28 protein-coding genes are annotated in these 25,955 nt (G+C 72.1%); 13 read left to right on the forward strand and 15 right to left on the reverse strand.

Annotation, left to right across the window (positions count from 1 at the left end; translation table 11 throughout):
• Positions 1–9: 9 nt before the first annotated feature.
• From IPJ17_17580 to IPJ17_17605, 6 genes are all read right to left on the reverse strand, one after another.
• Positions 10–360, reverse strand: coding sequence for a cupin domain-containing protein (locus IPJ17_17580; GenBank protein QQR73274.1), 351 nt, complete (start codon positions 358–360; stop codon positions 10–12).
• Between the two features lie 9 nt (positions 361–369).
• Positions 370–1,224 (reverse strand): class D beta-lactamase, encoded by an 855-nt coding sequence (blaOXA, locus tag IPJ17_17585; protein ID QQR73275.1) that lies wholly within the window; start codon positions 1,222–1,224, stop codon positions 370–372.
• A gap of 66 nt (positions 1,225–1,290) precedes the next feature.
• Positions 1,291–1,590: a hypothetical protein gene (locus IPJ17_17590; protein ID QQR73276.1), complete on the reverse strand. Its 300-nt coding sequence runs from the start codon at positions 1,588–1,590 to the stop codon at positions 1,291–1,293.
• A 91-nt stretch (positions 1,591–1,681) separates the two neighbouring features.
• Complete coding sequence (locus IPJ17_17595; GenBank protein QQR73277.1) at positions 1,682–2,569, reverse strand: LamG domain-containing protein; 888 nt, start codon at positions 2,567–2,569, stop codon at positions 1,682–1,684.
• A 105-nt stretch (positions 2,570–2,674) separates the two neighbouring features.
• Positions 2,675–3,310: a hypothetical protein gene (locus IPJ17_17600; GenBank protein QQR73278.1), complete on the reverse strand. Its 636-nt coding sequence runs from the start codon at positions 3,308–3,310 to the stop codon at positions 2,675–2,677.
• A 198-nt stretch (positions 3,311–3,508) separates the two neighbouring features.
• The gene (locus tag IPJ17_17605) at positions 3,509–3,874 is read right to left on the reverse strand and encodes a hypothetical protein (protein ID QQR73279.1); all 366 of its coding nucleotides are present in this window, start codon (positions 3,872–3,874) and stop codon (positions 3,509–3,511) included.
• A 188-nt stretch (positions 3,875–4,062) separates the two neighbouring features.
• Between IPJ17_17605 and hoxE the strand changes: the two genes are divergently transcribed.
• From hoxE to IPJ17_17635, 6 genes are read left to right on the forward strand one after another with little or no spacing between them, the layout of a single operon-like run.
• The gene (gene hoxE, locus IPJ17_17610; protein QQR73280.1) at positions 4,063–4,581 is read left to right on the forward strand and encodes a bidirectional hydrogenase complex protein HoxE; all 519 of its coding nucleotides are present in this window, start codon (positions 4,063–4,065) and stop codon (positions 4,579–4,581) included.
• Positions 4,562–6,202, forward strand: a complete 1,641-nt coding sequence (locus IPJ17_17615; protein ID QQR73281.1) for an NAD(P)H-dependent oxidoreductase subunit E — start codon at positions 4,562–4,564, stop codon at positions 6,200–6,202. Before hoxE ends, IPJ17_17615 begins: the two co-directional genes overlap by 20 nt.
• 13 nt (positions 6,203–6,215) lie before the next feature.
• The gene (hoxU, locus tag IPJ17_17620; GenBank protein ID QQR73282.1) at positions 6,216–6,932 is read left to right on the forward strand and encodes a bidirectional hydrogenase complex protein HoxU; all 717 of its coding nucleotides are present in this window, start codon (positions 6,216–6,218) and stop codon (positions 6,930–6,932) included.
• Positions 6,920–7,474, forward strand: coding sequence for an oxidoreductase (locus IPJ17_17625; GenBank protein ID QQR73283.1), 555 nt, complete (start codon positions 6,920–6,922; stop codon positions 7,472–7,474). The genes hoxU and IPJ17_17625 overlap by 13 nt, the downstream gene beginning before the upstream one ends.
• Positions 7,475–7,478: 4 nt before the next feature.
• Positions 7,479–8,900 carry a Ni/Fe hydrogenase subunit alpha gene (locus IPJ17_17630; GenBank protein QQR73284.1) on the forward strand — a complete coding sequence of 474 codons (1,422 nt, stop codon included), beginning with the start codon at positions 7,479–7,481 and terminating at the stop codon, positions 8,898–8,900.
• Positions 8,897–9,346, forward strand: coding sequence for a hydrogenase maturation protease (locus IPJ17_17635; GenBank protein QQR73285.1), 450 nt, complete (start codon positions 8,897–8,899; stop codon positions 9,344–9,346). The genes IPJ17_17630 and IPJ17_17635 overlap by 4 nt, the downstream gene beginning before the upstream one ends.
• Before the next feature lie 17 nt (positions 9,347–9,363).
• Here the strand turns inward: IPJ17_17635 and IPJ17_17640 are convergent, their stop codons facing one another.
• From IPJ17_17640 to IPJ17_17650, 3 genes are read right to left on the reverse strand one after another with little or no spacing between them, the layout of a single operon-like run.
• A complete protein-coding gene (locus IPJ17_17640; protein ID QQR73286.1) occupies positions 9,364–10,590 on the reverse strand; it encodes a YcaQ family DNA glycosylase in 1,227 nt (408 codons plus the stop codon).
• A gap of 53 nt (positions 10,591–10,643) precedes the next feature.
• A complete protein-coding gene (locus IPJ17_17645) occupies positions 10,644–10,886 on the reverse strand; it encodes a hypothetical protein (GenBank protein ID QQR73287.1) in 243 nt (80 codons plus the stop codon).
• Positions 10,864–11,061, reverse strand: a complete 198-nt coding sequence (locus IPJ17_17650) for a hypothetical protein (GenBank protein QQR73288.1) — start codon at positions 11,059–11,061, stop codon at positions 10,864–10,866. The genes IPJ17_17645 and IPJ17_17650 overlap by 23 nt, the downstream gene beginning before the upstream one ends.
• 245 nt (positions 11,062–11,306) lie before the next feature.
• On the opposite strand from IPJ17_17650, the gene IPJ17_17655 reads away from it, so the two are divergent.
• The 4 genes from IPJ17_17655 to IPJ17_17670 are packed head-to-tail and all read left to right on the forward strand — an operon-like array spanning position 11,307 to position 15,407.
• Positions 11,307–11,786, forward strand: coding sequence for a hypothetical protein (locus IPJ17_17655; protein QQR73289.1), 480 nt, complete (start codon positions 11,307–11,309; stop codon positions 11,784–11,786).
• Complete coding sequence (locus tag IPJ17_17660) at positions 11,783–12,850, forward strand: glycosyltransferase family 4 protein (GenBank protein QQR73290.1); 1,068 nt, start codon at positions 11,783–11,785, stop codon at positions 12,848–12,850. The genes IPJ17_17655 and IPJ17_17660 overlap by 4 nt, the downstream gene beginning before the upstream one ends.
• Entirely contained in the window at positions 12,847–14,205 is a 1,359-nt protein-coding gene (locus tag IPJ17_17665; GenBank protein QQR73291.1) for a glycosyltransferase family 4 protein, read from the forward strand. Before IPJ17_17660 ends, IPJ17_17665 begins: the two co-directional genes overlap by 4 nt.
• A gap of 23 nt (positions 14,206–14,228) precedes the next feature.
• Positions 14,229–15,407 (forward strand): glycosyltransferase family 4 protein, encoded by a 1,179-nt coding sequence (locus IPJ17_17670; protein QQR73292.1) that lies wholly within the window; start codon positions 14,229–14,231, stop codon positions 15,405–15,407.
• A 50-nt stretch (positions 15,408–15,457) separates the two neighbouring features.
• On the opposite strand, the gene IPJ17_17675 is transcribed toward IPJ17_17670, so the two are convergent.
• Both IPJ17_17675 and IPJ17_17680 read right to left on the reverse strand, forming a co-directional pair.
• The gene (locus tag IPJ17_17675) at positions 15,458–16,294 is read right to left on the reverse strand and encodes a glycosyltransferase family 2 protein (protein QQR73293.1); all 837 of its coding nucleotides are present in this window, start codon (positions 16,292–16,294) and stop codon (positions 15,458–15,460) included.
• A complete protein-coding gene (locus tag IPJ17_17680) occupies positions 16,291–17,472 on the reverse strand; it encodes a glycosyltransferase (protein ID QQR73294.1) in 1,182 nt (393 codons plus the stop codon). The genes IPJ17_17675 and IPJ17_17680 overlap by 4 nt, the downstream gene beginning before the upstream one ends.
• A gap of 257 nt (positions 17,473–17,729) precedes the next feature.
• On the opposite strand from IPJ17_17680, the gene lepA reads away from it, so the two are divergent.
• Together lepA and IPJ17_17690 are read left to right on the forward strand one after the other, a co-directional pair.
• On the forward strand, positions 17,730–19,532 hold the full coding sequence (gene lepA, locus IPJ17_17685; GenBank protein ID QQR73295.1) for an elongation factor 4: 1,803 nt from the start codon (positions 17,730–17,732) through the stop codon (positions 19,530–19,532).
• A 128-nt stretch (positions 19,533–19,660) separates the two neighbouring features.
• Positions 19,661–20,698 (forward strand): coproporphyrinogen III oxidase family protein, encoded by a 1,038-nt coding sequence (locus tag IPJ17_17690; GenBank protein ID QQR76250.1) that lies wholly within the window; start codon positions 19,661–19,663, stop codon positions 20,696–20,698.
• A gap of 21 nt (positions 20,699–20,719) precedes the next feature.
• On the opposite strand, the gene IPJ17_17695 is transcribed toward IPJ17_17690, so the two are convergent.
• Positions 20,720–21,625 (reverse strand): cation transporter, encoded by a 906-nt coding sequence (locus IPJ17_17695; GenBank protein ID QQR73296.1) that lies wholly within the window; start codon positions 21,623–21,625, stop codon positions 20,720–20,722.
• Positions 21,626–21,846: 221 nt separating this feature from the next.
• Here IPJ17_17695 and IPJ17_17700 point away from each other — a divergent pair, with 221 nt between their 5' ends.
• Positions 21,847–22,950, forward strand: coding sequence for an aminopeptidase (locus IPJ17_17700; protein QQR73297.1), 1,104 nt, complete (start codon positions 21,847–21,849; stop codon positions 22,948–22,950).
• Here the strand turns inward: IPJ17_17700 and IPJ17_17705 are convergent.
• Genes IPJ17_17705 through IPJ17_17715 form a run of 3 tightly spaced genes read right to left on the reverse strand, consistent with a single transcriptional unit; the run spans position 22,947 to position 25,857 of the window.
• Entirely contained in the window at positions 22,947–23,732 is a 786-nt protein-coding gene (locus tag IPJ17_17705) for an ABC transporter ATP-binding protein (protein QQR73298.1), read from the reverse strand. The genes IPJ17_17700 and IPJ17_17705 overlap by 4 nt on opposite strands.
• Entirely contained in the window at positions 23,729–24,745 is a 1,017-nt protein-coding gene (locus tag IPJ17_17710) for an iron ABC transporter permease (GenBank protein ID QQR73299.1), read from the reverse strand. The genes IPJ17_17705 and IPJ17_17710 overlap by 4 nt, the downstream gene beginning before the upstream one ends.
• A complete protein-coding gene (locus IPJ17_17715; GenBank protein ID QQR73300.1) occupies positions 24,742–25,857 on the reverse strand; it encodes an ABC transporter substrate-binding protein in 1,116 nt (371 codons plus the stop codon). The genes IPJ17_17710 and IPJ17_17715 overlap by 4 nt, the downstream gene beginning before the upstream one ends.
• Between the last annotated feature and the right edge of the window lie 98 nt (positions 25,858–25,955).

Here is a 25,955-nt window from a genome sequence, read left to right on the forward strand (position 1 = left end):
GCGGGCGCGTCAGATCTCCCGCCGGGGCGCGGCGGTCGCCGGGTCGCCCGTGTTCGGCGTGCCGGCGCGTTCGATGAGCAGGAGGTGCGTCTCCTCCTCGGCGAACGGACAGTGCTCGACACCGCGCGGCACGACGAAGATCTCTCCGGGGCCGAGGCTCACCTCGCCGTCGCGCAGGCGCAGGGTGAGGCGCCCGGCGAGCACGAGGAAGAAGTCGTCGGTCTCTTCGTGGCGATGCCAGACGAACTCGCCCTGGACCTTGGCGACGAGCAGGTCGTGGCCGTTGAACTGCCCGACGACGCGCGGCTGCCAGTGTCCGGAGAACGTCGCGAGCTTCGCGGCGAGGTCGATCGCCTCCATGGTGCCTCCCTACTCCGCCGGCAGCGCGCCGAGCGAACGCAGCACGGCGCGGGCGATCGCCTCGCGCCGCGGGGCATCGTCGGCACCGTGCGGCATGTCGATGTTGAGCGCGAAGAAGACCGCGCCGGCGTTCGGGGCACCGCGCTCGACCCAGCCGACCCACCAGCCGTGCTGCGTCTCGAGGCGGGCGGCCCAGCCGGTCTTGGCGCGCAGGATCCAGTCGCGTCCGGCCTCGACGATCATCACGTCCTTGACCAGCCGCTGGTGCTCGACCTTGAACGGCAGCTCGTTGCGGTAGAGGCGACGCAGGAACTCGACCTGCTCGTGCGCCGAGATGCGCAGACCGCCGTCGAGCCAGAAGCGGTCGACGCCGCCGGAGACGTCGGCGTTGCCGTAGCCGAGCCGCTCGAGCGCCGCGCGCTCGCCGGCCTCGCCGATCGCCCGGGCGAAGCGCTGGTAGACCCAGACCGTCGAGTTGCGCATCGACGAGCGCAGGTCCTGGTCGCGGTTCCACGACTCGATCGGCTGCGGCGTACCGTCCCAGCGGAAAACCTCGAACTCGTCGCGCACCACCCCGGCGTCGAGCGCGATGAGGGCGTGCGGGATCTTGAAGGTCGATGCCGGCAGCAGGCGCCGGCGCGCTCGCTCCTCGTTGAAGACCAGCCGCGCGCCGGTGCGCTCGTCGAGGACGACGATCGTGCCGCGCCCACCGACCGGCGCGAAGAACGGCGCCCAGTCGGCGCGCTCCTGCCAGGCCGCCGACGCACTCGGCGAAGGCGGAGCGCTCGCCGGGCTCGCGGCCGGCGCAACGAGCGACAGCAGGCCGGCGGCGACGACGGAGTGGAGGACCGTTCGGACGGGCATGGCTTCACCTCGCGGGCGAAGGCGACGACCGCCCGAGCGGCGCCGCCCTCCCGAGGTCACGTTGCGCTAGGCGACGACGCGGAAGATCTCGCGCCGGCCGCCGTCGACGAGGTCCATGTAGCCGCGCATGATCTCCGCCACCGCCGGCACCTTGCCCCACGCCGCCATGTGGCGCTCGAACTCGGCGAGGTCGGCCACCTCGCTCTCCAGTACCACCGTCCAGTAGTCGGCAACCGCATCGACGAGAATGCGGCCGCTCCCCGGCTCTCCCGCCGCCTCGAGCGCCTCGAAAGCGGCGCGAAAGCGACGGGCGATCTCCTTGGCCTGACCGGGCTTGCAACGAAAGACATCGCGCACCACGTACATCGCTCCTCCTCGGAGACCGGGCGCGGCGCGCCGACTCCCGCGGCGCCGTGCCCGCTCTCTCGCGTCGTTTCGACTTGCGGACGGCGTCACGCTAGCGCGACCCGCACGCCTCGTCGAGGCGACGGCGTGATTCACGAAAGAGAGGGTCCGAGTGGCGCGGCGAGCCGCCGAAGGCGAGCACGCCCGGGCTGGGGCCGCCGACCGCACCCGAGCTGTCGCCGACGACATCTCCGGACCCCTCGTCGAGCGTGGAGAGCGCGGCCGTCGCACCGTCGGCGACGAACGGAGCGGCGGGACGAGCGAACGGCACCGTGTAGCGCTCGGCCGTCGAGAGCCGTACCTCGTCGATCCGCCCGGCGAACGACGGGAAGGTCGCCCCCGCATCGTGCTTCTCGGCGCCGAGCCCCAGGAAGGGATCGCTCTCCTCGCAGACGCCGGGAACGCCGACGGGGCACCAGGGCTCGCCCGGTGCCGAGGGCAGGTCGTCGTCGGCGTAGGAGAGGTCCCCATCGGGGCCGTCGCCCGAAGCCTGGAGGGCGCCGTCGACGAAGAGCCGGACGAAACCGTCGCTGCGCCTCCGGGTGACCGCGACGTGATGCCAGTGGCTGTCGAGCACCGTCGAGGTGCTGCAGAAGGTGCGCTTGTCGAACCCGTCGGCACCGGGGATACCGAAGACCAGCTTGCCGCCGGCGATCGAGAGACCGAACTTCGGGCGGGCGCTGAAGCGGTCCCGGTCGAGCACGACGTGGCCGACGATCCAGTTGTCGTTGTCGCCGCAGACGACGGCCGCGGCCGGGTTCTCGGCGGCGCGCCCGCGCAGCCAGATCTCGAGCGTGAAGTCGGTCGCGCCCACGTCGACAGGGGGTCCGGGCAGCGCGGTCGCCGGGTCGTCAACGAGGATCTTGACCCGGTCGATCTGCCCGACGCCGTTGCCCTCGAACGACAGCGAGCTGCCGGCCGTGGCGCCGAGCGGCAGCACGCCGAGCAGGGCGAGGCGAGGCGAGCAGGAGCTTCACCGTGTCCTCGCGTTCGTTCGTCCCACTCCGGGTCCGCGACATCGCATGGCCGGTCGTCGACTCGGGCTTCAGGGCAGATCGGGCCAGAGGCCGCCGGAGGCGCTCATCCAGTCGACGACGCGGTCCGCCGCGGCGGCCACGTCGGAGTCCGAGACGTCGAGCTCGAGCCGCGGCAGCCGTGATTCGCGGGCGAGGCGACGCAGCAGCTCCTGCTCGCGCACGAAGCGCGAGAGGTCGTCGTACTGCGACGGGTTGCCGGAGACCTTCAAGCGCTCCTCGCGCGCCGCCGCGAAGCTCGACTCGTCACGCGTGCAGACGACGAGATGGAAGCCGAGCGCGGCGAGCCGCTCGTCGAGCCATCCGAGGTCGGCGTCGCGTCCGGCCTGGATCTGGAAGGCGCGCGCCGAGAGGTGGAAGCGGTCGACGATCCACGAGTAGTACGGAAGCAGCTCGAAGAGACGGGCCCAGGTGGCGAACGTCTCCATCGCCCGCCCCTCCTCCTCCGGCGCGTAGTTGGTCAGCCCACGGCCCCAGGGGAACGGGGTGAAACCGCACCACTCGGCCGAGACGACCGGCGAGTGGTAGCGATAGCGCCGCGCCCCGACGAAGCGCGGGTGCTCGTTCAGGGTGAAGGCGATCTCGGTCTTGAGCGTGAGCCGCGTGCCTTCGAGGATCACCTTCGGACAGAGCTTGGTCGATTTCATCGTCGACCCCCTGCACTCGATCGTACCGCGCTCCGCCGAGACCGCTCCACTCCCCATCGCCGCGACGACGCCGCCCCCCACCGTCGTCCCGAGCGAGAGCGAGGGGCTGGGTGGGCGGGTGGCCCGCCGAACCTGGGGAGCTCCGGCCGACCTCGCTGCGGATCCCTCGCGACCGCGCCGAGGGACGGCAGGAGGCGCTCAGTGCACGCGCGCTTGCGGGTGGGTGTCCTCGTGCTCGTAGCCGTGGGTGAGGACGAAGAACCAGGCGACGATCCGCTCGTCTTCGGCCTCGGAGATCAGGTCGAAGACGAACTCCCCCTCGGCCTCGCCGGCGCTGGCTTCGACGTAGGCGACCGACTCGGGTTCGACGGCGAGCTCGCCGACGAGGTGCTTGCCACGGATCAAGTGCACGACGTAGCGGTCGATGGCCTCGCTCTCGAACTGCCAGTGCAGGTCGTCGTCGTCGAAGAGCACCGCTTCCGGCGTCCCCGCACGGACGATGCAGTTGGGGTGTCCGACGATCCAGTTCCAGAAGGCGTCGAAAGAGATGGTCTGCGGTTCCATGGCGATGCGATCCTCGGTGGGCGAGCGTATCGCACCCGCGCCGGAGCCGGCGCGACGCCGCACCCTGCGCACGCGTCGCGTCGCGATTCCCGGCGCATCGGACGAAAAGGCGACACCCGAACGGAGCGGCACCGCCACCCGGCAGGGTGGGGGTGGGCCGCCGGGCCGGGGCGTACCATCGAAACCGCATGAGCACCGAAGTCCCCCCTTCATCCCATCCCAGCGGCGACAAGCGGTTCAAACTGCTCGACGTCGCCATCAAACGTCACCAGTTCCGCCAGGACGCCTTGATCGAGCTGCTGCATGCGGCACAGGAGCTGTTCGGCTATCTCGACAACGACGTCCTCATCTATGTCGGTCGCGCCCTGAAGGTGCCGTTGGCCCGCGTCTTCGGCGTCGCGACCTTCTACAACTTCTTCCAGCTCAAGCCGCCGGGCGAGCACGCCTGCGTCGTCTGCCTGGGGACGGCCTGCTACGTCAAGGGCGCCGGGCAGATCCTCGCCGCCATCGAACGGTCGCACGGCATCAAGGCCGGCGAGACCACCGCCGACGGCAGGCTCTCGCTCGTCACCGCGCGCTGCATCGGCGCCTGCGGCCTCGCTCCCGCCGTGGTGTTCGACGGCGAGATGGCGGGCAAGATCGGCCCCGAGCAGGTGCTCGGCCGCTTGAGCTCCTGGACGGATCGTCATGAGCAGCGAAGCGCGTAAGGAGATCCAGGACAAGGAGCTCGCCGCCCAGGGGGCGCGGCGTTGCCGCGTCGGCCTCTGCGGCGCCGCGAGCTGCCTCTCTTCCGGCGCCCAGGCGGCCCGCGAGGCGCTGGTCAAGGAGCTCGACGTCCACAAGCTGGCGGGCGAGGTGCAGGTCTACTCCACCGGCTGCCTCGGCCTCTGCGACGCCGGACCGCTGATGCAGGTCGAGGAGGCGGGGACCCGCCACCTCTACCAGAAGGTGGACGCCGACGCGGCGAGACGCATCACCGCCGAGCATCTGGCACGCCACCGGCCGGTCACCGAGCAGCTCGTCGATGCCGACCCCTTCTTCGCCAAGCAGCAGCGCATCGTGCTCGCCGGCTCCGGCCGGCGCGACCCGGAACGCATCGAGAGCTGCGTCGCCGACGGTGCCTACGAGGCGTTGCAGAAGGCGGTCACCGAGATGACGCCGCTCGAGGTGATCCAGGAGGTCACGGCCTCGGGCCTGCGCGGGCGCGGCGGCGGCGGCTACCCGACCGGCCTGAAGTGGAGCACCGTCTTCAAGGCGAAAGGACAGCGCAAGTTCGTCATCTGCAACGCCGACGAGGGCGACCCCGGGGCGTTCATGGACCGCAGCGTGCTCGAGGGCGACCCGCATCGCGTGCTCGAAGGGATGGCGATCGCCGCCTTCGCCGTGGGCGCCGACCAGGGCTACATCTACGTGCGCGGCGAGTACCCGCTCGCCATCCAGCGGCTGCGCACGGCGATCAAGCAGGCCGAGCGCCTCGAGTTCCTCGGCGGCCGGGTCTTCGACACCGGCTTCTCCTTCCGCGTCGACCTGCGCATCGGCGCCGGGGCGTTCGTCTGCGGCGAGGAGACGGCGCTGATCGCCTCGATCGAGGGCGGTCGCGGCACGCCGCGCCCGCGCCCGCCGTACCCGGCGCAGTCGGGGCTCTGGGGTCAGCCGACGCTGATCAACAACGTCGAGACCTTCGCCTCGATCGCCGAGATCGTCCAGCGCGGCGGCGCCTGGTATGCCGGAATCGGCACGCCGAAGAGCAAGGGCACCAAGGTCTTCGCCCTCGCCGGGACGATCAACCGCACCGGCCTCATCGAAGTGCCGATGGGCATCACGCTGCGCGAGATCATCTTCGAGATCGGTGGCGGCATCCCGAACGGCAAGGCGTTCAAGGCGGCACAGACCGGCGGGCCGTCGGGCGGCTGCATCCCGGCCGAGTTCCTCGACCTGCCGGTCGACTACGAGTCGCTCGCCGGCGTCGGCTCGATCATGGGATCGGGCGGCCTCATCGTCATGGACGAGAGCTCGTGCATGGTCGAGGTCGCCAAGTACTTCATGGACTTCTGTCGCGAGGAGTCGTGCGGCAAGTGCATCCCCTGCCGCACCGGCACGGTGCAGATGCACGGCCTGCTCGACAAGATCACCCGCGGCGAGGCGGGACCGCACGACCTCGAGCTGCTCGAGCAGCTCTGCACCCTGGTCAAGGACACCAGCCTCTGCGGGCTCGGCGCCTCGGCGCCGAACCCGGTGCTGTCGACCTTGCGCTACTTCCGCGACGAGTACCTCGCCCACATCGTCGAGAAGCGCTGCCCGGCCGGGGTCTGCGCCATCGGGCGCTAGAAGGGAATCGACCGTGAGCGTCAAGACTCTCACTCTCAACGGCAAGCTGGTCAGCGCCGGCGAGGACCAGACGGTCCTCGACGTCTGTGACGAGAACGGCGTTCAGCTGCCGCGCCTCTGCCATCTCGAAGGGCTGACCGAGGTCGGCGCCTGCCGCCTCTGCCTCGTCGAGGTCGGCGGCTCGGGCAAGCTCCAGCCGGCCTGCATGACCCGCGTCGAGGAGGGGATGGTGGTGACCACCGACTCGCCCCGCCTCGTCGACTACCGCCGCATGCTCGTCGAGCTGATCTTCGCCGAGCGCAATCACGTCTGTTCGATCTGCGTCGTCAACGGCCACTGCGACCTGCAACAGCTCGGCTACCAGGTGGGAATGGACCACGTCCGCTTCCCCTACCAGTCGCCGGCCCTCGCCATCGACCCGTCGCACAGCCGCTTCGCCGTCGACCACAACCGCTGCATCCTCTGCACGCGCTGCGTGCGCGTCTGCGACGAGATCGAGGGCGCCCACACCTGGGACCTCGCCGGTCGCGGCCGCGACACCCACGTGATCACCGACCTCGCGGCCCCCTGGGGCGACTCGCAGACCTGCACCAGCTGCGGCAAGTGCATCCAGGTCTGCCCCACCGGCGCGCTCTTCGAGAAGGTCCGCCCGCACGCCGCGATGGTGAAGAACCGCGACTTCCTCGTCTACCTCAAGACCGCCCGGGAGAAGAGGCAATGGATCCGCTAACCCCCGGACGCCCGCGCGTCGCCACCGTCTGGCTCGGCGGCTGCTCCGGTTGCCACATGTCGCTGCTCGACCTCGACGAGCGGCTGATCGAGCTCGCCGACAAGATGGAGCTCGTCTACGGCCCGCTCCTCGACGTCAAGCAGTTCCCCGACTCGGTCGACGCCACGCTCGTCGAGGGCGCGATCGCCAATGAAGAGCACCTGCACCAGATCCAGTTGATCCGCCAGCGCACGAAGGTGCTGGTGGCGTTCGGCGACTGCGCCGTCACCGGCAACGTCACGGCGATGCGCAACCCGCTCGGCAAAGCCGACGTCGCCCTGGTGCGCGCCTACCTCGAGAACGCCGACATGAATCCGCGCCGGCCGGCCGAGCCGGGGATCGTCCCTCGCCTGCTCGACCGCGTCGTGCCGCTGCACGAGATCGTCCCGGTCGACGCCCACCTGCCGGGCTGTCCGCCGTCGGCCGACCTCATCTACTTCGTGATCTCCGAGCTGCTGGCCGGGCGGACTCCTGACCTCGCCGGGCAGCTCAAGTACGGATGACCCCATGGCCCAACGCATCGTCATCGACCCCGTCACGCGCGTCGAGGGCCACGCCAAGATCTCGTTGCTGCTCGACGACCAGAACGAGGTCGCGCAGGCCCTCTTCCACGTCACCGAGTTCCGCGGCTTCGAGAAGTTCTGCGAAGGCCGCTCCTTCCGCGAGATGCCGGGCATCACCTCGCGCATCTGCGGCATCTGCCCGGTCTCGCACATGCTCTCCTCGGCCAAGGCCGGCGACGAGCTGCTGGCCGTCGAGATCCCCGAGGCGGCGGTGCGCCTGCGCCGCCTGCTCAACTACGGCCAGATCATCCAGTCGCACGCCCTCTCCTTCTTCCACCTCTCCGGGCCCGACCTGCTGCTCGGCTTCGACGCCCCGCCGGCCGAGCGCAACCTCTTCGGCCTGATCGCGGCGCGCCCCGAGATCGCCCGCCAGGGGATCCGCCTGCGCCAGTACGGGCAGGAGATCGTCGCGGCGCTCTGCGGCCAGCGCATCCACTCGAGCTGGGTGGTGCCGGGCGGCGTCGACTCCCCGCTCGACGCACGTCGGCGCGAGGCGATGCTCGCCGGCTGGGACGAGGCGATGGCCACCGTCCGCTCGACGCTCGGCTGGTTCAAGCGCGAGCTCGACCGCCATCACGACGAAGCGCGCCTGTTCGGCAACTTCCCGTCGCTCTTCCTCGGCCTGGTGACGCCGGACGGCGGGCTCGAGCACTACGACGGCAAGCTGCGCGTCGTCGACGCCACCGGCGCCGTCGTCGTCGACCAGCACCCGACCGTGCGCTACCAGGAGATCCTCGGCGAAGCGGTCGAGCCCTGGTCGTACCTGAAGTTCCCCTACTTCAAGCCGCACGGCTACCCGGGCGGCATGTACCGCGTCGGCCCGCTCGCTCGCCTGAACGTCGCCTCGCACTGCGGCACGCCGGAGGCCGATCGCGAGCTCGCCGAGTTCCGCCAGCTCGGCCGGGGCGCCGTCCTCTCGTCGTTCCACTACCACTACGCGCGCCTGATCGAGATCCTCTTCTGCCTCGAACGGGTCGCCGAGCTGCTCGCCCATCCGGAGATCCTCGCGCAGGACGTCGTCGCCCACGCCCGGCGCAACCGCTACGAGGGGATCGGCGTCAGCGAGGCCCCGCGCGGCACCCTCTTCCACCACTACAAGGTCAAGCAGGGCGGCCTGGTGACGTGGACCAACCTGCTCATCGCGACGGGGCAGAACAACCTGGCGATGAACCAGGCGGTGCTGCAGATCGCCCGCCACTACGTGCGCGGCACGGAGATCCCGGAGGGGATGTTCAACCGCGTCGAGGCGGGGATCCGCGCCTTCGACCCCTGCCTCTCCTGCTCCACCCATGCCGTCGGCCGACTGCCGCTGCGCATCGAGCTGCGCGGTCCCGACGGCACCCTGCTCGCGGAGCGCTCGCGGTGAAGCTGGCGGTCGTCGCGATCGGCAATCCGGTGCGGGAAGACGACGCCGTCGCCTGGCGGATCGCCGAAGCGCTGGCGCAGGAGGACCCCGAGCTCGCGGTGATCCGCGCTCCCGGGCTCTTCCCCGATCTCGTCGCCGAGCTCGAGGGGCTCGGCGGCGTGATCTTCGTCGACGCGCGCGACGGCGGCGAGCCCGGCACGGTCACCGTCGAGCGCCTCGCGCCGGCGGCCGAGGCCGGTGGGCTGTCGCACGCGATGAGCCCGCCGTCGTTGCTCGCCCTGGCCGAGCGGTTGCACGGGCGCGCCCCGCGCGCCGCGCTGGTGGCCGTCTCCGGTGCACGCTTCGACTTCGGCGAAGAGCTCTCCGAGCCGGTCGCCGACGCCGTCCCCACGGCCGTGCGCTGCATCCTCCGGCTCGCCGACGACTGGATCGCCGAGTCGGCCTGAGCCTCGGGGTCCGGACGTCAGGGCCTGGCCGTCCGGGCCGGACGGAGCGCCCTCGCCAGGTTGCCGCGCCGGCCGATACGCACCGCGGCGAGGCCGAGCCAGGCCGCCAGGGCCCGCAGCTCGGCGGCCAGGGGGCCGGCGATCTCGTCGGGGTCCGTCTCCGCCTCGGCCCACGCCCCGAGCACCGCGAGCCGTCCCGCCTCGCGCTCCGCCTTCAGGTCGACCCGGGCGACCAGCCGCTCGCCGAGCAGGAAGGGCAGCACGTAGGCACCCCAGCGGCGCTCGGACGCCGGGACGAAGATCTCGAAGCGATAGTCGAAGTCGAAGAGGCGTAGCGCCCGCGCCCGGCAGGCGACGAGCGGATCGAACGGCGAGAGCAGCGCGGCCAGGCGACCCGGATGCGCGGCGGCGCCGGGGTGGAGGTAGGCGATCTCCCGCCAGCCGGCGACGCGGACGGGGCGCAGGCCGCCCTGCGCGACGAGCTCGGCGAGCCGCGGCCTCGTCTCGCCGACGCTCAGGCGCAGGGCATCGGCAAGATCGCCGGCGGTGGCCACCCCGAGTGCGCGCGCCGCTCGACGCAGCAGCTCGCGCTGCGCCTCCTCCACGGCGATCCCACGTGCGCGATGCTCCCTCGGAACGAGACGCTCGGCGAGGTCGTAGAGGCGCGCGAAGCCCTGTCCCCGGCCGGCGATCGCCAACTCGCCGCGCCCGAAGAGCGCCTCGAGCACGGCGCGCGGCACGCTGCCGAACCACGCATGGTCGAGTCGCCGCGGCGTGCCCGCCGGCGACGGCAGCGCGCTCGCCGCGAGCGGTCCGCGCTCGCGCACCGCGGCGCGCACGAGCTCGACGTAGTCGGGCCGCTCCTCGAGAAAACGGGCGAAGCCCGCGGGTCGCGGCTCGTGCCCGGCCCGCCGGTGCGCGAGCAGCGGCCAGGCATCCATCGGCACCAGCGAAGCCTCGCGCGCCCACTGCTCGGTGAGCCCTCCCCCCGCGGCACCGAGGGCGTCGAGCAGGCCCCGGTCGTAGTCTCCGAGCCGCGACCACGGCACGAGGTAGTGCGACGGCACGACGACGTTGACGAAGTCGAGTTGCAGCAGGGCCAGACGCTCGACGAGGGCGAGCAGGCGGCTCGCGTCGACCGGTCCGCTCGGTCGCGGCCCGGTGAGTCCCTGCGCCGCGAGGGCGATCCGCCGCGCTTCGGCGAGCGAAAGCTCCGTGAGGTCGTCGGTAAGCCGCTCAGCCATGACCGCCGAGACGATCGGGTTCGATGCTGCCGCTTTCGCTCGGCGGCGCCAAGTCAGGTGATTCCGGCGTCGCGATCGCCGTCCGTTCCCGCGCTCGGGAGGCGGAACGGCTCGCGCCCCTCGGCGGTCTTTCGAGGAGGGAGATGCTCGCGCGGGAAGGGCGGCTCGAGGAGCGAGAAGTCGACGAGCGGGCGCGCCCGGCCGGCCGCCGCGATGCGCCGCTGCGCGAGGACGTCCTCCGGCGTCGCGACGACGCCGAACAGGAGAAACGGCTCAGAGCTCCGCGGCGAGCTCACGGAACCTCTCCTCGAGATGGTGCTGAACAAAGCAGCGCCGCACCTGCTCCCGGTCCACCCCCGGAAGCCGCAGCAGGAAACGGATGTCGGCCATCTCCTGGAAGGCGCGCTCCGGATCGCTTGGCATCGCCGCCACCTTCATCGCCGCCAGGTGCTCCGGCGAGGGCACGCGCACGCGCCACCCGCCGGGACCGTCGAGCTCCCGGGTCGCGTCGAAGAGCTGCCGCGCGGTCGCCGCATCGAGGTAGAGGAAGTCGACCCTGCCGAGCGACGACTCCGAGTGTTCAGGGTCGCGATCCGTTTCAGGAAACCGCCGAAGTCCATCGCTCCTCCATTCCCCATCCTAGCGCCACCCTGGGAATGCGTGCCCGCAGCCGCAGCCTCGTGCGCCGCCAGGGGTCGAACGGCTACACTTCCCGCATGGCAGACCGCCCCGAATCCGTCGCCACCGGCGACCGTCCCACCGAGGCGCCCGTCGATGTCGCCGCCACCTTCGCGCGCCTGCGCGAGGCCGTGCGACAGCGGGCCGCCGAAGCGGCAACGCTCGAGCCGGGCTCGGAGGCGGCGCAGAGCCGGCTGCTTGCCCTGCGCGAGCTCGACACGGTGCGTGAGCCGGTGCCCGTGTCGCCGCGGCGGGGGCTCGGACGACTCGTCGTCTTCTCGCGCAAGGCCGCCTTCCACCTGTTCCTGAAGTGGCTGGTGCGGCCGTTGCTCGCGCAGCAGAACCAGTTCAACCAGACGGCGGCCCAGTTGATCGAGGAGCTGTTGCGCTCCGAGGAGCGCCTGCGCGGGGAGCTGCGGCGGCAGGCGGCGCTGCTCGAGCGGGCCGGGATCGCCAGCGAGTCGCCCGCGGCGCGGCCACCGGCCCACCCGGCGCCCGGACCGGGGAGCGACGCTTGAGTCAGCGCGTCCTCATCTGCGGCGCCCAGTTGCCGTTCGAGGTCGGCGGCGCCGAGCTGCTCGCCGAGTCGCTGCGCGACGAGATCGCCAAACGCGGCCACGAGGTCGACCTGGTGCGCCTGCCGCTCGCCTGGCCGACGACCCGCGAAGGGCTCCTCCAGTCCTGTCTCGCCTGGCGCCTCGTCGACCTCACCGCCCCCGGCGGGCGACCGGTCGACCGCGTCATCGCGACGAAGTTCCCCTCCTATCTCGTGCGGCACCCGCGGAAGGTCGTCTGGCTCGTCCATCAACTGCGGCAGGTCTACGATCTGCTCGGCGGCGACCACAGCGACTACCGGCCGGAGCGCGACGCGGAGGACGCCGCGCTCGTGGCGGCGATCCGCGAGATCGACCGGCGGACGCTCGGCGAGGCCCGAGCGATCTACACGATCTCCGGCAACACACGCGACCGCCTGCAACGCTTCAACGACCTGCCGGCCAAGGCGCTCTACCCGCCGCCGGCGCTCGACACGCGGCTGCGCGCCGGCGCCTACGGCGACACGGTCTTCACCGTCGGCCGACTCGACGCGCTGAAGCGCTTCGACCTGCTCATCCGGGCGCTGGCGCGAACGAAGGAGCCGGTGCGCTGCGTCATCGGCGGGCGCGGACCGCAGCGCGACGCCCTCGCCGCGCTCGCCGCGCGGCTCGGCGTCGCCGACCGCGTCGAGCTCCCCGGCTGGCTCGCCGACGAGCGGATGATCGAGCTCTACGCCGGCGCCCTCGCCGTCTTCTACGCTCCGCTCGACGAGGACTACGGCCTGGTCACCGTCGAGGCCTTCCGCGCCCGGCGGCCGGTCGTCACCTGTGCCGATTCCGGCGGCGTGCTCGAGTTCGTGCGCGACGGCGAGAACGGCTACGTCTGCGCCCCTCCGAGCTCGAGCGGCGCGATCGACGACCTCGCCGAGCGGCTCGACCGGCTCTACCGCGACCGCGCCCTCGCCGAGCGGCTCGGCGCGGCGGGTGCCGAGACGGTGCGCGACATCTCCTGGGACCGCGTGGTCGCGGCGCTGCTCGACGACGCGTGAGAGTCGCGGTCTACAGCCCGCTGCCGCCGCAGCGCTCGGGCATCGCCGACTACACCGCCGAGCTGATGCCGGCGCTCGCCGAGCATCACGAGCTCGAGTTCGTCGTCGAGCCCGGGTGGACGCCCGCCGCCGAGCTCGACCGCTGGCGGCGACGCGCCGCCGCCGAGCTCCCGGCCGCACTCTCCCGGGGCGAGGTCGACCTGGCGCTCTACCACCTCGGCAACAACGCCGAGTTCCACACCGGCATCTGGCGGACTGCCCTCGCCGCACCGGGAGTCGTCGTGCTCCACGACTTCGTGCTGCACCATCTGGTGCGCGGCATGGCGCAGGACGCCGGCGACCCGCAGCTGCTCGACCGCGAGCTCCTCCGCGCCTACGGCCCGGCAGGCGGACGTGCCGCGCGGCGGGCCCGAGAGACCGGCGCCGCGCTCGACCCCTTCCGCTGGCCGCTCTTCGAGCGTGTCGTCGATCGCAGCCTGGCCGTGCTCGTCCACAGCCGCTTCGCTCGCGACCGCGTCTTGCGCAGTCGCCCGCACGCGCGGATCGCCGTGGTGCCCCATCACCTGAGTCTCCCCGCGGCGGCCGCGATGTCGCGCGCCGAGGCGCGGCAGGCGCTCGGACTCGAGCTCGACGTGCCGCTCGTCGGCGCCTTCGGCCTGATGACGCCGGTCAAGCGACCGCATGTCCTCCTGCAGGCCCTGCGCGCGGTGCGCGAGCGGCTGCCCGCGGCGCGGCTGCTGGTCGTCGGCGAGGTCTCGCCGCACTTCCACGGCGCCGCCGAGCTCTTCGCCGAACCCGGTGTCATCGTCGCCGGCCGCCAGGAGCTCGACCGCTTCCTCCTCCACATGCGAGCGGTCGACGTCGCGGTGAACCTGCGATTCCCGGTCGCCGGCGAGACCTCGGGGACGCTCGTCCGGCTGCTCGGCATGGGACAGCCGGTCGTCGTCACCGAGGCCGGGTCGTTCGCCGAGATCCCCGACGACTGCTGCGCCAAGGTCCCGCTCGACATCACCGAAGCGGAGACGCTCGCCGCGGTGCTCCTCGCTCTGCTCACCGACGAGCCGCTCCGGCGCACGATGGGCGACAACGCCCGGCGCTGGTGCGGCGGGCGCCATGCCCTGGCCGCCTCGGCGCGCGGCTATGCCGAGCTGCTCGCGGTGGTGGCGCGCGACCCGCGCCCTCCCGCGCCGGAGCTCGCAACGGCCGCGCTTCCCGGAGTCACCCCGACCGACCTCTGGGGACGCGTCCTCGGCCGCGCCGGACGCGAGCTCGCCGACCTCGGAGTCGACGACGCCGACGACGCCACGCTCCTCGCCGTCTCCCGGGCGGCGGCCGAGCTGGGCGAGCGCACCTGACCCGCGGCGCGACGATCCTCTCGATGCGTGTCGCCCTCGACAGCCCGCTGCCGCCGCAACCGTCGGGGATCGCCGACTACGCCGCCGAGCTGCTGCCTTGGCTTGCCCGGCACGTCGACGTCGAGCTCGTCGTCGAGCGAGGGTTCCGGCCGGCGGCCGAGCTCGCCGCCTGGCCGCGTCGCCGCGCGCCCGACCTCGCCGCGGCGGTCGCCCGGGGCGACGTCGACCTACCGCTCTACCAGCTCGGCGACAACAGCCGCTTCCACGCCGGAATCTGGCGCCGCGCCCTCGCCCTTCCCGGCGTCGTCGTGCTCCACGAGCTCGCGCTGCACCACCTGGTGCGCGATTCGACGCTCCATCGCGGCAACGCCGCGGCCTACGTCGCCGAGGTCGCCTACGCCGGCGGCGCCGCAGGGGAAGAGGCGGCGCGCCAGGCGGTCGCCTCGGGCGTGCCGCTCGACCCGTACCGCTGGCCGCTCTTCGAGCGCCTCGTCGACCGCAGCCTCGGCGTGATCGTGCACAGCGACTTCGCGCGCGCGGAGCTGCTGCGCCGACGGCCAGGTGCACGCGTCGCCACCGTGCATCTCCACCTGAGCCTGCCGTCCGGGCTCCCCGACCGCGGCGAGGCACGCCGCCGGCTCGCCCTCGCTCCCGACGTTCCGCTCGTCGCCGCGTTCGGGGTGATCTCCACGGCGAAGCGGCCGTTCGCCCTGCTGCGCGCCTTCCGGCAATGGCGCCGGCGGCGCCCCGAAGCGCGGTTGATCTTCGTCGGCGAGCCGTCCGGTGAGCTCGCCGGCGCCGAGTGGCCGCCTGCCGCGCTCGCCGAGGGCGTCGAAGTCACCGGCAGGCTCGACTTCGAGCGCTTCCTGCTCTTCATGCAGGCGTGCGACGTGGCGGTCAACCTGCGTCATCCGAGCGGCGGCGAGACCTCGGCCACGCTCGTCCGCCTCCTCGGCCTCGGCAAACCGGTCGTCGTCACCGACGGTGGGCCGTTCGCCGAGATCCCCGACGCCTGCTGCGTCAAGGTGGCCGCCGACAGCTTCGAGGAGCCGATGCTCACCGCCAGCCTCGAGGCGCTCCTCGGCGACGAAACGCTACGGCGTGCGATCGGCGAGAACGCGCGCACCTGGTGCGCGACCGAGCACTCGATCGAGCGCTCGGCGGCCGGCTACGCCGAGATGCTGGCGCTCGCCCGCGGCTAGCCGCGCGTTTCTCCCCCACCCGCCCCGCGGATCCCGGCGAGCTCCTTGGACTAGCGCGGCTCGTGATCGCGCATCTCGAGCAGACGCCGAAGGCCGTCGCGGAGGGCCGGGTCGAGCTGCCGCGCGCGGTGGCGCAGACGTGCGCGGAGCAAGAGGTTCTCCCACCACGAACGGTGCAGCCGATAGAAGAGCAGCTGGCTCCGGCGGTACTCGAGGTCCTCGGTGAGCCCGGTGCGCGAGCCGCCCTTGACGTGCACCGCCACCGCCTCGTCGACGCTCGAGAGTCTCCAACCGGCGCGGCGCAAGCGCACACAGAGGTCGACGTCCTCGAAGTAGAGGAAGAACCGTTCGTCGAAGCCCCGCACCGCGTCGAACGCCTCGCGCCGCACCAGCGCGCAGGCGGCGGTATGCCAGCCACCCGGCCAGCGCAGGCGATGGACCCAGTCGCTGCCCTCGAAGCGATTCCGCAGCTTCTGCGCCGCCTCGCCGAAGACACCGGTCGCGGGGACCCAGTGGAACTGCGGCCGGCCGTCGGCATAGGTCAGGCGCGGGCCGACGAGCCCCCGTCGCGGGTCGGCGGAGAGCGCGGCGGAGAGCCGGGAGAGCGTTCCGGGCAGCGGCCAGGCATCCGAGTTGAGCAGCAACAGACGATCGCCGCGCGCCACCGCCGCGGCCCGGTTGTTGGCCGCGCCGAAACCGAGGTTGGCGCCGAAATCGAGCGCCCGCACGGCGGGAAAATCGCTTGCCACCATCGCGAGCGTCCCGTCGCGCGAGCCGTTGTCGGCGACGATCACCTCGTCGGGCGGGTCGGGCAGCGCGGCGAGACGACCGAGGGTCTCGCGCAACTGGTCGCGCGTATTGAAGCTGACGATCAGCGCCGAGATCACGCCGGCAGCTCCTCGGCGAGCGTGGCAAGCAGCCGCGCGGCGCTGGCGCGCCAGGAGAGGGTCGCGACGCGTGCCTGCCCCTCCGTCACGACGGCATCGCGCCGGCGATCGGCGAGCGCCGTCTTCACCATGGCGCAGAAGCCCTCGAGCTCGAACGGGGCCCGGTAGGGATCGCCGGGCCAGAGGTCGTCGAGCGCCTGCCCCGGCGTGGTCACCGCCGGCGTTCCGGCGGCGAGCGACTCGAGGGGCGGCAGTCCGAACCCCTCGTACGCCGAGGGGTAGAGCGTCAGCTCGGCCTCGCGGTAGAGCGCTGGCAGCAGCGCATCGGGGACGAACGGAAGCCGCACGACGGCGTCGGCGACACCGCTCGCCGCCAGCTCCTCGGCGAACACGCCGTGGCCGGGCATCCGGTCCGCGCCGGCGACCACCAGGGTCAGCTCGGGATGACGCGCGCGCTCCCGCCCCAGCGCCGCGAGCGCCCAGCCGATCGGGCGGCGTGGCAGCAGGGTGCCGACCCAGAGCAGATAGGGCGGTCGGACCCCGAGCCCGGCGAGCGCCAGCGCCTCCCCCTCAGGATCGGCAGGCCGCGCCGCGAAGCGCGGCGCCACGGCGGCAGAGAGCAGCGTGATCCGTCGCCTGGCCAGGCCGTAGAGCCGCATCAGCTCGTCGCCGCCGAAGCGGCTGCTGGCGAAGACGCGCGCCGCACGCCGCGCCCCCCAGCGCGCCAGCAGACGTCGACGCCAGCGCTCGCGCGGAGCGAACTCCTCCGGACGCCGTTCGAACGAGAGGTCGTGCAAGGTGAGGAAACCCGGAAGGTCGGAGAGCAGCGGCAGGCTGTAGCCCGGCGAGAAGACCGCCCCGGCCCCGTGCGCTCGCAGCAGCGTCGGCAGCCGGAGCTGCTCCCAGGCGATCGGCCGCCAGCTCGGCCGGCGATCGAAGATCGGCTCGAAGAGGAGTCGCCCACGTCGATCGCGCGCCGCGAAGAGCGGATGCTCGAACGGCTCGCCCTTGAAGAAGAGCTGGAACGACCAGCGCTCGAGGTCGGTTCGCGCCGGCTCCTCCGCCTCCGCCAGCTCCGCCAGCCCCGACAGCAGTCCTTCGAGGAAGCGCCCCACCCCGGAGGGCCGCCCCTCCATCTCGTACGCCACCACCCCGACCCGCACGACCCGCGATGCCATCGCTGCCAAGGCTAGCCTCTCGGCCGGTGAAGCGCCAAGGGCGGGCGGCGAAGGTCGTCGCCGGCAGGCGGCGCCGCATCCTCGGCGTTGCCGCGAAACTCCCCCGGGATGCAGCTCCGAGGGACGGCACCGGGAGGACCCATCGAGCTCCGACGCGCATTCGACCTGGACCACCGGAGAGGAGCGGCACGGTCCGCTCGCGAGAGGCGATATCATCACGGGCCGGCCGCTCCCCGACGGGGTGGCCGGCGCGAACCGTGGACAACATCCGCAACTTCTGCATCATCGCCCACATCGACCACGGCAAGTCGACGCTCGCCGACCGGCTCATCGAGAGTTGCGGCGCGGTCGACCGCCGCGAGCTGCGCGAGCAGGTGCTCGACACGATGGACCTCGAGCGCGAGCGCGGGATCACCATCAAGTCGAACACCATCTCGCTCCCCTACACCGCCCGCGACGGCCGGCAATACGAGCTCAACCTGATCGACACTCCCGGCCACGTCGACTTCTCCCACGAGGTGCGCCGCTCGCTGATGGCCTGCGAAGGGGCGCTGCTGGTCGTCGACGCGTCCCAGGGAGTCGAAGCGCAGACGGTAGCCAACCTCTACCTCGCCACCGAGCACGAGCTCGAGATCGTGCCGGTGATCAACAAGATCGACCTCCCTTCGGCCGACGTCGAGCGGGCGATGGAGGAGATCGACCGCGACCTCGGACTCGACCCGTTCGAGTCGGTCTCGGTCTCGGCCAAGCACGGCACCGGCATCCCCGACCTGCTCGAGGCGATCGTCGCCAAGCTCCCGCCGCCGTCCGGCGACCCGGACGCCCCCCTCGCCGCGCTCCTCTTCGACGCCCAGTACGACGCCTACCGCGGTGCCGTGCTGGTGGTGCGCGTGATGGAGGGGACGATTCGCGCCGGCATGCAGCTCCGCCTGATGCACTCGCAGGTCGAGCACAAGGTCGAGGAGGTCGGACGGCTGCGCCTGAAGCGCATCCCCTCACCCGAGCTCAGGGCCGGCGAGGTCGGCTACGTCATCTCCGGGTTGAAGAGCCTCTCGGGACTGGCGATCGGCGACACGCTGACCGACGCCGCGCGCCCCGCTGCCGAGCCGGTGCCGGGTTACCGCGAGGCCAAGCCGGTCGTCTTCTCGTCGATCTACCCGATGGCGACCGACGACTACGAAGAGCTCGCCAAGTCGATCGAGAAGCTCAAGCTCAACGACGCGTCGCTGATCTACCAGAAAGACTCGTCCGCCGCCCTCGGCTTCGGCTTCCGCTGCGGTTTCCTCGGCCTGCTCCACCTCGACATCGTCCAGGAGCGGCTCGAGCGCGAGTACGACCTCTCGCTCATCCTCACCGCCCCGTCGGTGCGCTATCGCGTCATCCTCACCGACGGCCGCGAGGTCGAGGTCGACAACCCCAGCTACTACCCCGACCCGGGCTCGATCAAGCAGGCCTTCGAGCCGTTCATCAAGGGCTCGATCCTCATCCCCGAGCGCTACGTCGGCGCGGTGATGGAGCTCTGCCGCGAGCGGCGCGGCGTCAACAGCACCTTCCACTACCTCGCCGCCGGCCGCGTCGAGCTGACCAGCGAGCTGCCGCTCGCCGAGGTGCTCTTCGACTTCTACGATCGGCTGAAGTCGATCACCCAGGGCTACGGCTCGTTCGACTACGAGCTGCTCGACGAGCGCGAGGCCGACCTGGTCAAGGTCGACATCCTGGTCAACGCCGAGAAGGTCGATGCGCTCTCGCAGCTCGTGCATCGCGAGTTCGCCCGGCCGCGCGCCGTCCGCTACTGCGAGCGGCTCGCCAAGACGATCCCGCGCCAGCAGTTCAAGATCGCCATCCAGGGCGCCATCGGCGGCCAGATCATCGCGCGGACGACGATCAACGCCTACCGCAAGGACGTCACCGCCAAGTGCTACGGCGGCGACATCTCGCGCAAGCGCAAGCTCCTCGAGAAGCAGAAGGAAGGCAAGAAGAAGATGAAGCTGGTCGGCGCGGTGGAGATCCCGCAGCAGGCGTTCGTCGCGGTGCTCCGCACCGACGAGGAGGAGGAGTAGCCATCTCCTCGCCGGGGCTCTACCTCCACCTCCCCTTCTGCGCCCGGATCTGCCCCTACTGCGATTTCGCCGTCCTCCCCGGCCGCGGCGCCATCGTCCGCGCGCACGTCGACCGCCTGCTCGACGAGATGGCGCTGGCGCGCGACGAGGGCTCATTCCGTGACGCCGCGTTCGACACGATCTACTTCGGCGGCGGCACCCCGTCGCTCGTCGAGCCCGACGACCTCGGCCGCCTGATCGCCGCCGCACGCGACCTTCTCGGCGCACTCCCCGACGCCTGGATCACTCTCGAAGCGAACCCCGAGCACGTCACCGCCGCGAGCTGCGACGCCTGGAGACGGCTCGGCGTGCAGGCCCTGTCGCTCGGCGTCCAGTCGTTCGACGACGCCGAGCTCCGCTTCCTCGGTCGCGAGCACACCGCCGAGCAGGCCCGCGAGTCCGTTCGCCTCGCCCGCGCCGCCGGCTTCCCTTGGGTCTCCCTCGACCTGATCTACGGCCTCCCTGACCAGACCAGAGCCTCCTGGCAGCGCAACCTCGAGACCGCCGTCGCCCTAGCGCCGCACCACCTCTCCTGCTACCAGCTCACCGTTCACGACGGCACACCCTTCGGCTTCCGAGCCGGACGCCACGAGCTCATCGAGCTCGCCGAGCCCCGGAAAGCCTCTCTCTTCTTCCTTACCCAGACGTCTTTGCCTTGTCTTGGTTTCGGAGCCTACGAAGTCTCGAATTTCGCCTGCGGCCTCGAGCACCGCTCCCGCCACAACCCGAAATACTGGAATCACACGCCGTACCTCGGGCTCGGCCTCGGCGCCCACTCGTTCGCATGGAGCGAGCGGGGCGCGCGGCGCTGGTGGAACGAGCGGAAGATCAAGCACTGGACGGCGAAGGTCGAACGCGGCGAGCGGCCGCTCGCCGGAGAAGAGACGCTCGATCTGCCGGCGCTGCGGCTGGAAGCGCTGCTCCTCGGCCTGCGCACCGTCGACGGCATCGACCTCGCCCACTTCCGCAGTCGCTACCGCTTCGATCTCGCGGCCGCCAACCCGGCACTCCTCGCCGAGCTCGAGCGGCAGGAGTTGCTGCGCCGCGAAGGCGAGCGGCTCCGTCCGACGCTCGCCGGTCTCGCCGTCGCCGACGGCCTGGCGGGCCGCTTCCGCGTCGCCGGCTGACCGACCTCCGATCGTCGCCGGCTAGAGCGCCCCTTCGGGCTCCTGCGCGCAGCCGTCGCCACAGCGCTCGATCTGCACGGTGACGTGCTCGATGCCGAAGCGGTCGTGAAGGTCGCGGGCGAGGCCGCGATGGAAGTCGTCGTCGCACGGCGCGTCGGGCATGACGAGATGCGCGGTGAGCGCGGCCTCGGTGGTCGAAAGACCCCAGACGTGCAGGTCGTGCACCGTGTCGACGCCGGGGAGCGACTCGAGATGCCCGCGGACCGCCTCGACGTCGATGCCCCGCGGCACCGCGTCCATCGCGAGATCGAGCGACTCGCGCAGCAGGCTCCAGGTGCCCGCGAGGATCACCACCGCCACCGCCAGGCTCACCGCCGGGTCGATCCAGGTCGCTCCGGTACGCGCGATCGCCAGCCCGGCGAGCACCACCCCGAGCGACACGGCGGCGTCGGCGGCCAGGTGCAGGAAGGCGCTGCGCACGTTCAGGTCGCGCTCCCGGCCGCGGGCAAAGAGCAGCGCCGAGGTGGCGTTGATCAGAATGCCGATCCCGGCCACCGTCATCACCACGCCCCCCGCCACCGGTGCCGGCTGGCGGAAGCGGGCCACCGCCTCCCAGGCGATGGCGCCGACCGCGATCAAGAGGAGCAGCGCGTTGAACAGCGCCGCCAGGATCGAGCTGCGGCGCAAGCCGTAGGTGCGTCGGCCGCCCGGCGCGGCGCGCGAGGCCAGCCACGCACCCCACGACAGCAGCAGTCCGAGGACGTCGCCGAGATTGTGTCCGGCGTCGGCGAGCAGGGCGAGCGACTGCGCGCGCAGACCCCAGACCACCTCGACGGCGACGAAGGCGAGGTTCAACCCGACCCCCAGCGCGAAGCGCCGTCCGAGGCGGAGGTCCGGTCGGTGGTCGTGATCGTGGGAGTGGCTCACCGTTCGTCCTGTCTCGTCGCCGTGGGCCGGCGCGGCATGCGACGGACCCGGTCGGCCGATTCTGCCATCCCGAACGGTTGCTGCGGCGCCGCTGGCCGTCCGCTCCGCCCGGCGCCGTGCGGGACGGCGACAACGGCCGGTCGACCGACCCGCGCCGCCGACCTCGCGCTAGACTCCCCCGCGCACGACGCCACCCCGCTTCTCGACCCGAGGTCTTCCGCATGTCCGATCCACGCCATCACCAGTTCGCCTCGACGCTGGTCAACTACTCCTGCGCCCTGCAGCCCGGCGAGAAGGTGCTGATCGAGGCGGTCGACGTCCCGCCCGCCATCACCACGGCCCTGGTGCGCGCGGCGGCCGCCGCCGGTGCGGCGCCGCTCGTCCTGCTCAAGAGCCTGCCGGTCACCCGCGAGCTGCTGCTCGCCGCGACCCCCGAACAGCTCGACCTGATCGTCGAAGGCGAAGCCGCGGTGATGCGCGGCGTCGACGCCTACATCGGCCTGCGCGGCGGCGACAACGTCTCCGAGCTCTCCGACGTGCCGCCGGAGAAGATGGAGCTCTACGAGTCCAAGGTGTGGAAATCAGTGCACCAGGAGATCCGCGTCCCGAAGACGCGCTGGGTCGTCACGCGCTGGCCCTCCGCTTCGATGGCGCAGCTCGCGCGGCAGTCGACGGAGGCGTTCGCGGAGTTCTTCTTCCGCGTCTGCACGATGGACTACGCCGCGCTCTCGCGCGCCATGCGTCCGCTCCAGGCGCTCATGGAGCGAACGGACCGGGTGCGGCTCGTCGCTCCGGGCACCGATCTCTCCTTCAGCATCCGCGGCATCCCGGCGATCCTCTGCGACGGGCACCGCAACATCCCGGACGGCGAGGTCTACACCGCCCCGGTGCGCGACAGCGTCGACGGCGAGATCACCTACAACGCCCCCTCGGTCTACCGCGGGGTGACGCACGAGAACGTGCGCTTCGTCTTCCGCCAGGGGCGCATCGTCGAGGCGACGAGCAGCGCGCCGGAGGCGCTCGCCCGCCTGCTCGACAGCGACGAAGGCGCCCGATTCGTCGGCGAATTCGCTCTCGGCCTGAACCCGCACATCACCGAGCCGATGAAGGACACCCTCTTCGACGAGAAGATCGGCGGCTCGATCCACTTCACGCCGGGCCAGGCCTATGCCATCGCCGACAACGGCAACCGCTCGCAGATCCACTGGGACCTGGTCCTGATGATGGACCCCGCCCACGGCGGCGGCGAAGTGTGGTTCGACGACGTGCTGATCCGCCAGGACGGCCGCTTCGTGCTGCCCGAGCTCGCCGGCCTGAACTTCTAGCTGTCGCCCGCCAGGCGGGCGACGACCAGCGTCCGGTCGCCGTGCGGCACCAGCTCGACCGGGACGGCGTAGGCCGCGGTGAGGTTCTCGACCGAGAGCACCTGCGCCGTGGCGCCGGCGGCGAGCAGCCGTCCGCCGCGCAGCAGCGCCGTGCGGTCGGCCAGACCGGCGACCAGGCTCGGATCGTGAGTGGTCAGGAGGATGGTCAGGCCGCCGGCACCGAGCCGGCGGAGCAGCGCGACGAGACGCACCGCGTTGCCGACGTCGAGGTGCGAGAACGGCTCGTCGAGCAGCAGCAGGCGCGGCTCCTGGGCGAGCGCTCGCGCCACCATGGCGAGCTGGCGCTCGCCGCCGCTGAGCGTCGGCACCGGCCGCGGCTCGAAGGTCGCGAGCCCGACTTCGGCGACCGCCGCCCGCGCCGCGGCGAGGTCGGCCGCTCCCGGCGCGGCGAAGGGCGTCAGATGGGGCGCGCGTCCCAGCAGGACGTACTCGAGCAGCGAGAAGTCGAACGGCACATGCTCGCTCTGTGGCACCAGGGCGACCTCGGCACGCCGTCTCCCGGCGATCCGTCGCATCGCACCGTCGATGGTGATCGCGCCACTCCAGGGTTGCCGCCAGCCGAGCAGCAGGTCGAGCAGCGTCGACTTGCCGGCACCGTTCGTGCCGAGAAGCGCCGTCGTCGTTCCCGCGGGCAGCTCGAGCGAGACGCGGTCGACGACCGGCAGCGCCTCGCGCGAGTAGCCGAAAGAGACCTCGTCGATCTCGACGCGCGCCCCGATCACCCGCGTACCCTCCCGGGCGGGCGCGCCATGCCGATGGCGAAGGCCGCCGCGCCGACGAACGAGGTGATCAGACCGAGGGGAATCTCGGTCGCGACGAGCGTGCGGGCGAGGTCGTCGCAAGCCACCGCGCCGAGCGCGCCGAGCAGGGTCGCGGTCGGCAGCGCCCGCCGCGCATCGGCACCCACCAGCCGCCGGGCGAGATGCGGCGTGATCAGTCCGAGCCATCCGACCATTCCCGCCACCGAGACCATCGCCGCGGTGCCGACCACGGCGAGCAGAAGGATCGCCCGGCGCTCGCGGCGCACCGCGACGCCGAGCGAGAAGGCGGTCGCGTCGTCGAGCGAGAGCACGTTGAGGCGCCAGCGCAGGAGGTGCATGCCGAGGAGCGACACGGCGGCTGCCGGCAACACCGCGAGGAGCTGACGCCAGCCGACGCCGGCCAGCCCGCCGAGCATCCAGAAGGTGATCTCCGGCAGCTGCCGCTGCGGGTCGGCCATCAACTTGAGCAGACCGACCCCCGACGCGAAGAGCGCCGACACCGCGATTCCGGCGAGCACCAGGCGGAGCGTCGCCGCGCCGAAGCGGAAGGCGCGCGAGAGGGCCAGCGTCGCCGCCAGCGCGAGGAGCGCCCCACCGGCCGCGAGCCCCTGGATCCCCCATGCCGTGGCGTCGAGGGCGACGATCGCCAGCGCCGCGCCGAACGCCGCCCCCTGGGAGACACCGAGGAAACCCGGCTCGACGAGCGGGTTGCGGAAGAGCATCTGCATCGCGAAGCCCGACGCCGCGAGCGTCGCGCCGAGCAGCGCCGCCGCAACCAGGCGCGGGGCCCGCAAGGCGAGCACCAGTTGCCGCGCCAGCGCGTCCTCGCCGAGGAGCTCGGGCGGCATCCAGTACGGCCGGGGATAACGGCCGACGAAGAGCGACAGGGCGACGAGCACCACGAGAGCGAGCGCCGCGAGCGTCAGCACGCGCCGGGCCGAGCGCTCCTCGCCGGCGCCGGGCGCCACACTCACCGCGCGAAGTCTCCGGTGAGCACCGGCACGACGTGGTCGCGCACCGTCGTCTCCGGCAGACCGTAGAGCGTCGCGTAGAAGGCCGCCAGCTCGACGCGGAGGTCGAGATCGGCGAAGCGCTCGGGATGCAGCGTGCGAGCGAGCCAGAGCTGCCCGAGGATCCAGCGCGGGCCGGGCTGATCCCAGCTGCTGAAGTCGCCGGGGAAGGCGTCGAGGCGTCCGGCGCGGACCGCCGGCATCGCCGCCCAGAGCGGATCGGCGCGCAGTTGGGCGACGACCTCCCGGGAGTCTCCCCGATAGCTCGCGACGACGATGCGATCGGCAGCGAGCGCCGCCACCTGCTCGGCGGTGACGGTTCCGCCGGGCGACTCCGCGCCGGCCGCCGGCACGCCGCCGGCCTCGACGATCATCCGCGTCTGAATCCACGCGCCCGGCGGCTGGCTGAACGTCCCTTCGCCGCCGCGCGAGCTCGCGGTGAGCAACAGCACCCGCGGTCGACCGGTCGCCGGCAGGTCGCGCAGGCGCTCCCGCACGTGAGCCAGACGCTCGCCGAAGTAGGCGACGATCCGCTCGGCACGCGGAGTGTCGTCGAACAGACGTCCGAGCACCGCCACGTCGTCGAGGAAGCGCTCCGGCGACTCGCCTTCGAGGAAGACGATCGGCAGACCGACCCGCTCGAGGGGCTCGCCGAGGCGGTCGGCCGAGACGCTCTTCAGGACGACGACATCGGGGTGGAAGGGCGCGAGCTGCTCGACGCCGGCGCTCGACCCGCCGCCGAGGACCTTCTTGCTGCTCAGGCCCGGGTCGAGCAGGGCGAGGAAGTCGGCGGCACGCGGTTGCGAGGGCTCGGGAATCGCCACCACCCGCTCACGCGCCTGCGGGAAGAGGTAGAGCAGGTCGGCGAGCAGGCCGACGCCGCGCCCTGCCACGGCGATGCGCTGCGGCGCGCTCGCGAACTGCACGGTCCGCCCACGCGCGTCGACCAGCTCGATCGCCCGGCGTGGCGCCGGCACCCCGGTCGCGCCGGCAACCGGCGGAACCTCGCCCCGGCACGGCACGGCGACCGCGACGAGCAACGCGACGACAGCGGTCCGAGAGGCATGGGAGTGCATGAAGGGAGATCTCTCGACCGGGGTACGGGACCGGCAGCCCGGCTCCGTCCGCTCGGTCGCAATCTACCGGGAAGCGGCAGGGGCCACAACCGGGACTC

This window comes from Holophagales bacterium (assembly GCA_016699405.1).
GTDB lineage: Bacteria > Acidobacteriota > Thermoanaerobaculia > Multivoradales > JAGPDF01 > JAAYLR01.